The organism is Blautia luti (assembly GCF_013304735.1).
Taxonomy (GTDB): Bacteria; Bacillota; Clostridia; order Lachnospirales; family Lachnospiraceae; genus Blautia_A.
Genome location: NZ_JAAITI010000014.1, coordinates 84,882 through 97,576, shown reverse-complemented (window position 1 = coordinate 97,576; position 12,695 = coordinate 84,882). Strand labels below are relative to the sequence as shown.

14 protein-coding genes are annotated in these 12,695 nt (G+C 45.0%); 2 read left to right on the top strand and 12 right to left on the bottom strand.

The window, feature by feature from the left end; genetic code table 11:
• The first annotated feature begins 130 nt into the window (after window positions 1–130).
• Complete coding sequence (locus G5B06_RS19020) at window positions 131–259, top strand: hypothetical protein (RefSeq protein WP_330606708.1); 129 nt, start codon at window positions 131–133, stop codon at window positions 257–259.
• Window positions 260–273: 14 nt separating this feature from the next.
• Here the strand turns inward: G5B06_RS19020 and G5B06_RS09575 are convergent, their stop codons facing one another.
• The 12 genes from G5B06_RS09575 to G5B06_RS09525 form a co-directional block, all read right to left on the bottom strand.
• Window positions 274–1,587, bottom strand: coding sequence for an MATE family efflux transporter (locus G5B06_RS09575; RefSeq protein WP_092069834.1), 1,314 nt, complete (start codon window positions 1,585–1,587; stop codon window positions 274–276).
• A gap of 44 nt (window positions 1,588–1,631) precedes the next feature.
• Window positions 1,632–1,904: a hypothetical protein gene (locus G5B06_RS09570; protein WP_092069831.1), complete on the bottom strand. Its 273-nt coding sequence runs from the start codon at window positions 1,902–1,904 to the stop codon at window positions 1,632–1,634.
• Window positions 1,901–2,980, bottom strand: coding sequence for a phosphodiester glycosidase family protein (locus G5B06_RS09565; RefSeq protein WP_092069828.1), 1,080 nt, complete (start codon window positions 2,978–2,980; stop codon window positions 1,901–1,903). The genes G5B06_RS09570 and G5B06_RS09565 overlap by 4 nt, the downstream gene beginning before the upstream one ends.
• Entirely contained in the window at window positions 2,974–4,041 is a 1,068-nt protein-coding gene (locus tag G5B06_RS09560) for a bifunctional glycosyltransferase family 2/GtrA family protein (protein WP_092069825.1), read from the bottom strand. Before G5B06_RS09560 ends, G5B06_RS09565 begins: the two co-directional genes overlap by 7 nt.
• 43 nt (window positions 4,042–4,084) lie before the next feature.
• Window positions 4,085–4,960 carry a DUF368 domain-containing protein gene (locus G5B06_RS09555; protein ID WP_173771869.1) on the bottom strand — a complete coding sequence of 292 codons (876 nt, stop codon included), beginning with the start codon at window positions 4,958–4,960 and terminating at the stop codon, window positions 4,085–4,087.
• Window positions 4,961–5,112: 152 nt separating this feature from the next.
• Window positions 5,113–5,982, bottom strand: a complete 870-nt coding sequence (locus G5B06_RS09550; protein WP_092069821.1) for an EamA family transporter — start codon at window positions 5,980–5,982, stop codon at window positions 5,113–5,115.
• A 24-nt stretch (window positions 5,983–6,006) separates the two neighbouring features.
• Window positions 6,007–6,717, bottom strand: a complete 711-nt coding sequence (locus G5B06_RS09545) for a response regulator transcription factor (RefSeq protein ID WP_092069818.1) — start codon at window positions 6,715–6,717, stop codon at window positions 6,007–6,009.
• On the bottom strand, window positions 6,704–7,963 hold the full coding sequence (locus G5B06_RS09540; protein ID WP_173771867.1) for a HAMP domain-containing sensor histidine kinase: 1,260 nt from the start codon (window positions 7,961–7,963) through the stop codon (window positions 6,704–6,706). Before G5B06_RS09540 ends, G5B06_RS09545 begins: the two co-directional genes overlap by 14 nt.
• Window positions 7,964–8,257: 294 nt before the next feature.
• A complete protein-coding gene (locus tag G5B06_RS09535; protein ID WP_173771864.1) occupies window positions 8,258–9,286 on the bottom strand; it encodes a zinc-dependent alcohol dehydrogenase in 1,029 nt (342 codons plus the stop codon).
• 279 nt (window positions 9,287–9,565) lie between these two features.
• Complete coding sequence (locus G5B06_RS19400; RefSeq protein ID WP_330606709.1) at window positions 9,566–10,027, bottom strand: ROK family protein; 462 nt, start codon at window positions 10,025–10,027, stop codon at window positions 9,566–9,568.
• A gap of 26 nt (window positions 10,028–10,053) precedes the next feature.
• Window positions 10,054–10,518, bottom strand: a complete 465-nt coding sequence (locus G5B06_RS19395; RefSeq protein ID WP_330596915.1) for a winged helix-turn-helix transcriptional regulator — start codon at window positions 10,516–10,518, stop codon at window positions 10,054–10,056.
• A gap of 79 nt (window positions 10,519–10,597) precedes the next feature.
• Complete coding sequence (locus G5B06_RS09525) at window positions 10,598–11,782, bottom strand: SAM-dependent methyltransferase (RefSeq protein ID WP_173771846.1); 1,185 nt, start codon at window positions 11,780–11,782, stop codon at window positions 10,598–10,600.
• Between the two features lie 348 nt (window positions 11,783–12,130).
• On the opposite strand from G5B06_RS09525, the gene G5B06_RS09520 reads away from it, so the two are divergent.
• Window positions 12,131–12,652: a hypothetical protein gene (locus tag G5B06_RS09520; protein ID WP_148445215.1), complete on the top strand. Its 522-nt coding sequence runs from the start codon at window positions 12,131–12,133 to the stop codon at window positions 12,650–12,652.
• Window positions 12,653–12,695 lie beyond the last annotated feature (43 nt).

Sequence of the window (12,695 nt, the reverse complement as noted above, 5' to 3'; positions counted from 1 at the left end):
GTATTTACAGGAATAGACGACATTGTTGTTTGATTTATATGTTGTGTTCATATTTATATTATACTATGGTTTATTAGTTAATACAATTACTATTTTGTCCATCTTCAATTACTTGCATAAAACCCTCGATATGCTCAAATACAAATGCTGGTACTACGACCAGGCCATGAAAGAAGGAAACGAAGACAAGATCCGCCAGATGCTCCCGGACAACCTCCCGAAAGACATCCAGCAGCTATACGACAACGGCCATAAATAACAGGCATGGCCGCCTCACCACGTCCGCCGCATATAAACAATCCCCGTAACATCCGCCATCACCCAGCCGATGGGAATCGCCACCCAGATTCCCACCTCACCAATCACAGCAGAAAGAACATAAGCCAGCAGAACACGGAGCCCCAGCGAGATCACCGTCAGCACAACCGACATCTCCGCTCGCTTGATCGCCCGGTAATAACCATACAGCAGAAACAGACAGCCAATACCAAGATAAAAAGCACCCTCGATCCGGAGATACTTCACCCCCGCAGCGATCACAGCCACCTCTTTTCCACTGACAAAAATCTTCATCAGAGGCCCTGCAAACAGACACACCAGCACTGAGATCATCACACTGAACCCGATACTCATGGCAAAAGCCACCCGGGTACCCTTGCGGATACGCTCCTGATTCCCGGCGCCGTAATTCTGCGCCACAAAGGTAGAAAAGGCATTTCCAAAATCCTGCACCGGAAGATAGGCAAAGGTATCAATCTTCACAGCAGCCGCAAAAGCAGCCATTACTGTAGCCCCGAAGCTGTTCACCAGCCCCTGGACCATCAGAATTCCAAAATTCATCACCGACTGCTGCAGACAGGTCAGAGAAGAAAGATTCACGATCTCACCAAGAATCCCCCGGTCAAAACAAAGCTCCTCTTTTCCAGGCAGAAGATCTTTACAGGAATGCAGCACATAAATGGTGATCCCGACGCCTGACACATACTGAGCGATCACCGTAGCAAAAGCCGCACCTGCGATTCCCCAGGGAAGAACCGCCACAAACAAAAGATCCAGTCCAATATTCAGGACAGCGGAAACCGCCAGAAAAACAAGAGGCACCGTGGAATTACCAAGAGCCCTTAAAAGACAGGAAAAAAAGTTATAAAGGGATGTTGCCACAAGCCCTGCAAAGATCACAAGCAGATATGTTTTCATCCCATCGTACACTTCTTCCGGCACCCGCAGGAACCAGAGGATCGGGTCCGTAAAAAGGTACACCAGCACATTTAACAGCACCGTTACACCCATGATCAGTCCAAAAGCATGGACAACAGAAAGCCGCAGCTCCCGGTCACTGCCCTTTCCCTTATAAATCGAAAAAAGAGCACCAGAACCCATACTCAGTCCCAGAAAAACAGATGTCAAAAACGTCATCAAAGTATAGGCAGAACCAACGGCTGCCAGCGCATTTTTTCCAAGCACACGTCCTACGATCAGGGTATCCGCAATATTATAAAACTGCTGCAAAAGATTACCTGCGATCATAGGCAGCGCAAACAGGATCAGACATTTGCCGATCCTGCCTTTTGTCAGATCATAATACATTTCATTTCACTCCATCATCCTCATACGCCAAAAAGGCGTAATCCTCACATGGAATCTATGATAAATCTTTCCGAATGATTATGCAACCTTCTTTCTCTCATACGGCTCTGAGATTTTTTCCCGGAAATCCTCTTTCCGCCTTCTGTTACTGCCAGCAAGATCACCACAAAATATAACACCATCTGAAGCCCGCTCACATGTCCGGAAAAATCCATATACGGATTATACCAGTCCAGGATTTTTGCTGTTATGGAAACCAGACTGCATACAACACAGACATGCAGGAGAATTTTTCTTATTGTACTTAATATCTTCATAAAGATCCCTCCGTAATAAAAATCCCATCTTCGATCTCGTGCTCCGGTTTATACGGATCATTGACCACTTTTCCGTTCATTTCCATAAAAGAACAATGGCCGCCGTCAAGATTATAAGCCACCTTGCAGCCAAGATCCTCAAACACCTTCGCCATCTCATCCAGGAACATTCCCCTGGAGCTCTGCTGTCTCCCGTCCACAAGAAGCAGGCAGTAATGTCCCGGTTCAAAATACCCGATGGCAGTCCGCGGATGAGACCGGCGGATGTAAGTCCAGGTCCAGAATTTATCATTCGCCTTTCCATTTGCGTCCAGCAGACTTGGCCCAAAGATCCAGCTCTGATAAGCACCTCTGCCGATGAGTTTCTGCTCATCCAGCTGCCCCGGCTGATAAATATCCATGGTTCCGTCCCAGTTGAGAACACAGGTTTCCTCCCCGGACTGCTGGCTGCGGTAGATCACACCGTTTCGTATGATCGTACCATTCTCTCTGTGACGATTGTTGCTATAGGAATCTCCGTTGACCGACAGTATGGATTTCATTCTTGCAGACATATCTGTAAGCTTTTCCGTATAGCCAATTCCATAGGTATCCTGTGCAAACGCAGTCTGGAAGCAGGTGATATCGCCAATGTAAATATCCGCCAGCACATAGGAAATTTTGCTTCCGTATTTTGCATAACTGCCACCATGTGTGTTATCCACAGTTCCGGAATCATACTGGTGATGAGAAATCTGAATGGACAGGTTGGGACTTGTGTATGATGTATCTGTAGAAACCACTGTATCGGTAAATTTGTCCGCAAATTTCTCATGCCAGTCCTGGGTACTCAGAACTTTTCGGGTTTGTTTAAGTTCTGTACCGTTCATCCCGTTTCCTGTATCTGAACTGCTTCCAGTCCCACCGGAATTCTGCAAACCGGAACTTCCGGAATCATTTCCGGCCGTGTCCTCCTCCGCCATATTCACCGCCCTGACCCCCTTCTGGGGAATCTTAAAATTAATGACCCACACCCCCAGAAGGATCAGCGCAGCCACTGCCACATCCAGCAGGATCCATAATATTCGTTTTACCATGTTCTACTCCGGCCTCCTGACATCAGACGGTTCCCGGGATCACGGGCAAAGATCAGAAAATTCTGTACCAGCCAGCTTATCAGAAACAGGGTACACTCTGTCAGGATCTTTGCCGGATACACAGGCATATGAATGATCTGCGTCAGCGCCTCCAGAATGATATTGTTCATGACCAGGATAAAAGCAGCCAGTTCAAAATACTGCATCGCCGTCTGGATCTTTTTTTCCTTATGAAAAACGAAATAACAGTTCATACAGTAGTTATAAAAAGCACTGACCAATCTTGCCAGGATATTGGCTCCCAGCACAAACATGGCTGTGTGTGGCAGACAAAACATAAAAAACGCAAACAACAGATAATCCAGAACAAAGCTGGAAAATGAAGACAGTGTAAACTTCAGCAGATCTTTGTAGATCCGTATGGAATCCCACACCGCCCGGAAATGAGAGGTAGAATTTTCTCTGTCCTGATAAATGGTGTTGATCGGAACCTCATCAATATCGATTCCTTCCTTTGCCAGAAACAGCAGCACATTCATCTCATATTCATACCTCTCGCCCTCTACAGTCAGGAGCTTTTTTACCAGATCTGAGGTAAACACCCGCATTCCTGTCTGTGTGTCCGAGATGCTGACTCCGCTTAAAAGCTTAAACACTTTTCTCGTGATGGTATTCCCAAGTCTCGATTTCAGCGGCATGTCTTTTCCCACATTCCGCACACCCAGGATCATAAGCCTCTCACTGTTTTCCCCATGGACAAATAATTTCAGCAGATCCTCCGGAAGATGCTGCCCGTCACAGTCCATCACACCGATCAGTGTGCTTCCCCAGATCTCACGGTTTACATAATCAAGCGCAGTCTTAATGGCAGCACCTTTTCCTCTGTTTTCCTCATGGCGGAGAAGAATGCAGACATCGTTGATTCTGTTAAAAATATCCAGATAATCTTCCCCGCTTCCATCATCCACAACAACAATCCGGAATCCATATGTCCACAGCTGATCTACGATCCCGACCAGCCTTTCATCCGGTTTATACGCCGGTATGATCACAACTGACATGTTTTCACCTCATCTCCTGTAAAAAATCTCTGCCTGTTTTCTCTTATCTTCTTTCTTTCATCAACTGCATTCCCAGCACAAGTGCCAGTCCCACAAGTGCTGCCAGAATCTGGAAATTACCAAATCCCATCACCGGCTGTGGAACTTTCAGTGTGGCAGGTCCCTGCATGATCGCATAAAACGATCCGATCATCATTCCAAGAATGGCATATACCGACTGGGTACGGAATTTTTCCAGACAAAACTGAATTCCTTTTACTACCGTAACCGCTCCTGTCAGAACACCAAGTCCAAAGAAGATCAGAAGTGGCAGATAGGAAAAATCCATTCCCAGAAGCCCGCGTACTGCTGTGATCACCGGAATATATGCACCAAAGATCAGAAGCAGTGTGGAACCGGAAATTCCCGGAAGAAACATGGCGGAAATGGCGATCATGCCGATAAAAAACAGCCGGATCCCGGTTCCGATGTGAAACTGTCCAAGGTCCATGGAAGCCACACCGGTTTTTCCATTAAGCCATGCAATTCCTGCTACCACCAGGATTCCCGCAATGCAGAACCCGATTCCCTTCAGGATGTTCCGGGAACCGCCAAATCTTTCTTTTTCCTCCCGGATGATCAGCGGAATGGAACCTGCGATAAATCCCATAAACAGGGAACTGACGGTATAAATATAACTTTCAAACAGCGATGACAGAAGAAGAACTGCCAGCACCATGCCCGTCATCCAGCCAATTCCAAGCTTCACCAGATAAGAAAAAGAAGTTTTCTTTTTTTCCATATTTCCAAATACAAAATCATTGATAGAACCGATAAACCGGTCATAAAATCCAAGGATAAACGCTACCGTTCCTCCTGAAACTCCAGGCACGCTGTCCGCAAGTGCCATGCAGAATCCGTTCATTCCTTCCCTTAACATATAAAAAACCTCCTGTCTGTTTTCTGTGATCATCATAAACAACGATCTTAAACAGACAGAAGGTATCTTTCTAAATAATATCTAAACTCTTGTTATCCCGGACATACCGTTCCACGCCCGGAGGTCAGGCGGATAAAAGCATTCCGCATTCCTTACAGAACCGCCATCATAATGGTTCCCGCAAGAATACACAGTAATCCAAATGCCGCTTTCTTCGTAAGTTTCTCCTTAAATACCACCCAGGAAAATGCAATGGTAACCAGAATGCTCAGCTTGTCGATAGGCACCACCACACTTGCCGGGCCGTCCTGCAGGGCACGGTAATAGCACAGCCAGGATGCTCCTGTGGCAAGTCCTGACAGAGCAATAAATCTCAGTTCTTTTTTCTCAATCCTATGAAGTTCTTTCTGTTTTCCCTTGAGAAAAACCATCAGCCAGGCCATCACGATCACAACTGTAGTACGGATGGCAGTTCCCAGGTTGGAATCGATCCCTGCAATTCCGATCTTTCCAAGAATGGCAGTAAGACTGGCAAATACTGCGGAAAGCACGGCATAGATCAGCCATTCCTTACCGTTTTTTTCCTCTGCGTCTCCGGTTCCTTCTTTTCTTGTGATCATCAGCATGGTACCTGCACCGATCAGCACTACGGAAACGATCTTGACCGGCGTCAGACCTTCATGCAGAAAGATCAGCGCAAGAAGGATCGTCAGGATCGTACTGGACTTGTCAATGGGAACAACCTTGTTGACATCCCCTTTCTGCAAGGCATGAAAATAACATAGCCAGGATGCTCCTGTGGCAAGTCCTGACAGAACCAGGAACAACAATGTTTTTCCATCCACATTTCTGATCCCGGACCAGGTTCCTGTGACCAGAACCATCAGCCAGGAAAACAGAAGCACCACCACCGTACGGATAGCTGTCGCCACATCTGAATCCGTCTTTCTGATCCCGCATTTTGCAAGGATCGCCGTGATTCCCGCAAAAAACGAAGAACCAACTGCAAAAAGTACCCACATTTTCCCCCATCTCCCTCGTATGTTTTATTTATTGAGGCGGTACCCCGCCCCCCATACCGTTTCCAGGATCTTGGGATTTTTGGGATCATCCTCGATTTTTTCCCGGATACGGTTGATGTGCACCATAACCGTGGCGCTGTCGCCCACGTAATCATATCCCCATATTTTTTCGAACAGTTTTTCCCTGGAAAAAACAATGTTGGGATTCATTGCCAGAAATTTCAGAAGCTCAAATTCTCGGTTTGGAAAACGTATCTCAGTATCTCCCTTAAAAACTTTCCAGCTGTTGACCAGGATCCGAAGATCCTGCACCTGGATCTCCTCGGAAGCATCCGGCCCTTTGTCGGAAAATTTCTCCACCATCCGCTGATACTGGCGCAGGTTTGCGTTCACTCTCGCCACCAGTTCCGCCGGATCAAAAGGCTTGGAAATATAATCATCCGCTCCCAGTCCAAGGCCACGCACCTTATCCACGGATTCTGTACGGGCAGTTACCATAAGAATGGGAATATCCACTTTATCACGGATCTCCCGGCAGACCTGGTAGCCACTTTTTCCGGGAAGCATCAGATCCAGAAGCACAAGGTCAAACTGCTCCTCCTCTGCGATCTGCGCCGCGTCCATTCCATCTGAGAGTATCTTCGTCTCAAAACCGGAAGCCTGAAGATAGGCTTCTTCGATCATACTGATATCCGGATCATCTTCTATGATAAGGATTTTTTTATTGTCCGCCATTTTTTTCTCCCTTCTGCACATCCACCAGAGTTTCTGCTGCCGGAAGCTCCATGCGTACCACGAAACCGTCCGCATTTTCACCGCGGACATTTCCTCCCATTGCTTCCACGAGATATTTCACAATATACAGTCCAAGACCATTTCCTTCTTTTTTGTTTCTGGACTCATCGCCTCTGTAAAACTCATCAAATACATAGGGCAGTTTTTCCTCCGGAACACCAACACCATTGTCACGGAAAGAAATCTCCACGCCGCCTACCGTTCTTTTCAGGGAAAGTTCTGTTTTCAGCACATCACGTTCTGCATACTTACGGCTGTTTTCCAGAAGATTATCAAAAATACGCTGCAGCTGTTCCGGATCTGCATTAATATCCAGATGAATATTTCCCGTTTCTGCCTGCATCTGCTCTTTTTCCTTATCCAGAAGTTCCTGCTTTCCTTTTACATAATTCCGGATAAAATCCCCAATCTCTATTTTCTGAACAGAAAGAGGCATATTTCCGGTTTCAATCTTGGAAACATAGAACAGCTGGTTCAGAAGGCCGTCCATATCTCCGGTCCGGCGGTAAGCAGCCTGCAAAAATTTCTCCTGCATTTCCGGAGTTGCCGCAATGCCGTCCATAAGTCCTTTGATCGTTCCCCGGATGGCAGTCAGCGGCGTACGCAGGTCATGGGAGATTCCGGCGATCATATCCGTTCTGGCTTTCTCATATTTCCGGTTCTTCTCCTGCTCGCGCAAAATGTGCTCCTGCATATGATTAAATGTGATACACACATCCTCAAATTCCGCATCTCCCACATACCGGATCTCTGTAGTCAGATCGTTGTGCCGGATGCGGTCTGCCCCCTGTGCCAGAAGATCCAGAGGCTCCATGATATGTTTCTCCAGATTCCTTGTAAAAATCTGACTCATCAGCAAAAGTACAAGGATACAGATAATTCCATCTGCCCCAAATAAAAGAATAAACTCATTTCTGTGGATTGTCCAGCTTTCCAGAAAATCATCCAGATCTCCGAGAAGTTCCTGGCCATCCTCATGTTGATATTTTACATTATCAGAATCCGAAAAATTCGATGTGCCGCTTCCCCCAATAAGGTCTTCTATAGATGTCTTCAGTTCTTTTTCCACGGATTCCGCGTAAATTTTCACAACCACCAGATTAATGGCCAGAAAGATCAGAAGTGTCACCAGCACCATCAGTGCATTTGAAAGAAAAATCCTTCTTTTTACTGTTCCCTTTTCCATGTTTTCACCCTCCTGCAGATATATTTAAGCAAAGCGCTTTTGTTCATCTTTCTTATACAGCGTTTTTCTAAACAACAACAGCGGAAAAAACTAAACAGTTTCTAAACTTATTTTTTATCTGCACTCGACGTTCTTTATGCTTTTTTCCATCATAACACAAACTCTTTTTTCTGTCGTCCTGTGGAGCAAAATGTTTTTGATTTTGAAACTCTGCTCATTACATAACAAAAAACTCCCGACGTAGTCAATAACTGACAACATCCGGGAGTTCTTATTATTTTTGATTACAAACCGTTATTTCTCCTGCACATTGATGATAACCTTCATGGTTGTCTCACGGTTCTCATCAATATACTGATAAGCCTTCAGATAATCTTTGAACTTGAATGTTTTTGAGATCAGTGGTCTTAAATGAACTTTTCCGGCATTTACAAGATCAATGGCATCTACATAATCCTCATGGCGGTACATCATGGTGCTCTTGATATCCAGCTCATGGTCGTTGGCAACAGCAAGGTCAACAGTCGCCATGTCCGCAAATACTGCTACCAGTACGATAACGCTGCCCTTTCTCGCATACTGGATCGCCTGTCCCATAGTGATGTTGTTTCCGGCACAGTCATAGATCACATCTGCCTTGTCCGGGCCAAACGCTTCCACCAGAGCTTCTCCGAAATTTTTCTCTTTCGTGTTTACGCAGATATCAATGCCGCACTCTTTCGCTTTTGCAAGACGGAGATCGCTGACATCGGTGATCATAACTTTGGCTGCGCCCATTCCCTTGGCTGTCTGTGCAACAAGGTTTCCGATAGGACCTGCGCCGATCACTGTGATGTTCATCCCTTTTACATCGCACATCTGCTTCACTGCATGGACTGCAACTGCCAGCGGCTCGATCATTGCACCTTCCTCGTAAGACATCTCCTCCGGGATCGGTGTTACCTTAGATGCATCTACTGCGAAGAATTCCGAAGCTGTTCCTGTCGTCTGGAAGCCCATAACCTTCAGTTCCTCACAGAGATTATACTTTCCATGGCGGCATGGATAACAGTGTCCGCAGTATACCTGCGGCTCGATGGTAACTTTCTGACCAACCTTAAAACCTGTCACATTCTTTCCAAGTCCCGTGATCTCACCGGATACTTCGTGTCCCTGTGTTACCGGATATTTGGTAAACGGATGCTTGCCGTGATATACATGGATGTCCGATCCACAGATACCAATGTTCATGATCTTAACCAGAACCTGGTCATCTTTTACCTCCGGAACCGGTACCTCTCTGAAAATAATCTCTCCTGGATTTGTCATTACCTGCTGAATCATTGTTTTTTCCTCCTTGCTGATCTTCATTTATCTTTCATTGTAACTTTTATTAATCATTTTATCAAAGTAATTATATTGTGATTCTTTTGAAAGAATTTGTCAATAGTATTTCCTGCTATTCTACGTATTGAACAAGTCTGACCTTCTGTTTTTATGCATATTTCACTATTTACAGCCAGAAGTATCATTCTGTTGATATCATAATAAAAAAAGCCCGCAGATCCTGTGTGTTCACATATCACACCACCCCTGCAGGCTTTTTCCATAACATTTCTTTATTTATATATTTTTTATGAATTCACTGAAAAAATGCTTCGCTGCCCCCACTGCAGATGCTTCCTTCCGGTAGGTACAATTCTTAAGATATCGGATATCCCGGTCAAATCCGTTATATTCCATCACTTTTTCCCCAAGAGCCAGCATATGATCCGCAAGATATCCACCAACTTCTCCACCAAGAATGATGTCCATATCGTAAGCCATTCGCAGATTGGAAATCAGTATGGCTAGATTGTCCAGATAATCCGCCCATTTCTTCTGTGCTTTTGTGTTTCCCTCTGAAAGTGCTTCCATAAACAGTTCCAGGGATTCATACTTCCCATCTGTCAGCGCGCTTGCCGCACAGTAGGCATCTGCACAGCCCTTTTTGCCACAGTAACATTTCCGTCCGCCAGGTACCAGAATCATATGTCCAAACTCACCGGCTTTCTGATTCTGTCCGGAGAACAGTTTTCCATCAATGCAGAAAGCACCACCCAGCGTATTGTTCAGAGAAAGATAAATGGCGTTTTTATACTGATGGATATCCCGATTCCCAGAAGCTTTTCCGGCTCTTCCATGTCTTCCAGAAATTTTTTTACCAGTATGGATAGCTCCCCACAGTAAGATGTTTCCGGCGAAAACTTCATTCTTACCCTGTCTGTCTTTTCGATCTCAGATCTCATATTCACCAGTGTCATTCCCACATGATTGGCAGTGATCACAATTCCCATTGCATAACGGTAAGACGGATTGATACCAATACTCTTGGCCTTTCTGCCTCCGGTGGATGCATATTCCCCTGTTTCCACAAGCACCCCACTTTCCATCAGTTCATTTACATTGGAAAGCACGGTAGGCATACTTATGTTCAGATTCTTGGAAATTTCCACCTTGGATGTATTCTCATTATTCATCACATAACTGATGATCCTTGATCTTGTATTGCTTTTTTTCTCTGCTTTTCCTGCCATACGGAACCTCTTGTTGACTTTTATAAATAGTTTTATAAAAGTATGATATTCCTTTCCGGCGGGTTTGTAAAGACTTTTATCAATACCACCGTGTCATCGGCAGATCATTGTTCACGCCCTTGGTCATAAGGATCTGATGAAGATCGATAATTCCGTTATGGAACGTTGCCGCACACGCGGACAGGTAGAGATCCCACATACGTAGGAATTTTTCATCAAACATGGTCTTCTCTTTTTCGATGTTATCCCGGAAATTCTTTTCCCAGTGGAGCAGTGTCTTATTGTAATGCAGGCGGAGATTCTCGATATCCAGGGTATGGAAATTATCCTCTGCCATATGATTCAGAATTTCACGTAAACTCGGAACGGTTCCGCCCGGGAAAATATATTTCTTGACCCACGGATCACCCGGATGCTCTTTCAGGGCACTGATAAAGTGAAGCAGGAACAGTCCACCTGGTTTCAGGACTTTCTCCACGCAGTCAAGAAACAGCTGATAATTGTCACGGCCAACATGCTCCAGCATACCGACGCTGACAACACGGTCAAACTGATACTCTTTCTTCGGAAGATCACGGTAATCCATAAGCTCTACGGTAAGATAATCTTCCAGTCCCTGCTCTTTGATCCGTCTCTGAAATTCCGCATACTGCTCATGGCTTAACGTGATACCGGTACCGTGGATCTTATATTTCTTGGCCGCTTCGATCAGCAGAAATCCCCAGCCGCAGCCAATATCCAGAAGGCTCATGCCTTCTTTGAGATGTAATTTCTTAAGAATATAATCAACTTTATTTACCTGTGCCTGATACAGAGTATCATCTTCATGGATGAAGTATCCACAGGAATAACTCATCGTCTCGTCCAGCCATAGTTTATAAAAATCATTTCCAATATCATAATGGCTGGTTACTTCCTTTTCCTGGTTTTTCCTGGATGTTGAACTGAACATGATCTTCTTCAGCGCAGACTCATTGGTCGAAAATTTCCCCATCTGTCCCAGAAAATGATCCAGTGCCTCATAAAGATTCCCCTCGATATCCAGATCCCCGCGCATATACGCCTCGCCTAATGCAAGGGACGTACTTTTCATCAGATCCGCAAGCGGGATTACTTTCTTAAAATTCACTGTAAATGTAGGTTCTCCCTCTCCGATATGATACTCGGAATTCTTGAACTTTACCAGAAATGGATAATCTGTAAAGCGTTCAAGGAACTGCACCATTGCTTTCTCTTCCGTCTTTTCCTGTAATGTCTCAAACATAATAGTCTACCTCCTTTAACACAGCATTATGATACACCCGGAGGAAGCCTTTATGTCAAGGGGGATATACGACAAAATTTCATCAATAAAATGGGGATATTTAGTAAAACTCTTCCTTATAATTATTTATAGTTATCCAAATTAACTCGATATTTACAGTCCACATTTAACTCAGCCACCAAAAGCACTGATATTTTCAAAACACGCTCGTTAATTATATATCATTTTTCAATAATTATCTTTGTATTTTACGCATTTTTTATTGCTTTATATACAATTCAGACTTATAATAAAAGATACAAAAAAAGAGCGAAAACCATATAAAAATCCAACACTGGAGGGAACCTTATGAACGAAGAACTTTTTAATGAAGCATCAAAATCCAACATCCTGTCAAAACAGCTGGTCGATCAGCTTCAGGAAAGCATGACCTACAGCAGTATCTCCTTCATCAACTGGACCATCGAAGTCCTCAAGCTCCTGAAAGCCCGCATCGAACGCGGCGACAAGATCAAAGATGAGACCACCGGCGTGATCTACGATCTCTACACCTTCCGCCAATTTGTAGAAACCAACTTCTCCACCTACATCACCGGCCAGGTCTTCAACACCTCCATCCGGTCCCAGAAAGTCTACTTCACCCTGGAATCCTGCCCAGGCGGCTACAACCTCCTCATGGCAGACTCCGGCAACGAAAAAACTTACCGCTGGATCTCCAGCTTAAGCAAACGCTTCTCCCTGGTAGAAATGATCGCCACCGGAATCGTCTATGTCAAAGACAACCGTACCGACACCTACCAGCCATTTATCTCCGAAAACGGCAAATACTGCAAATACAACAAAGACCTGGGTAAACTCACAGAAATCTGATCAAAACGGGGAATCCGCAACCGCAGATTCCCCTTGATTTTTT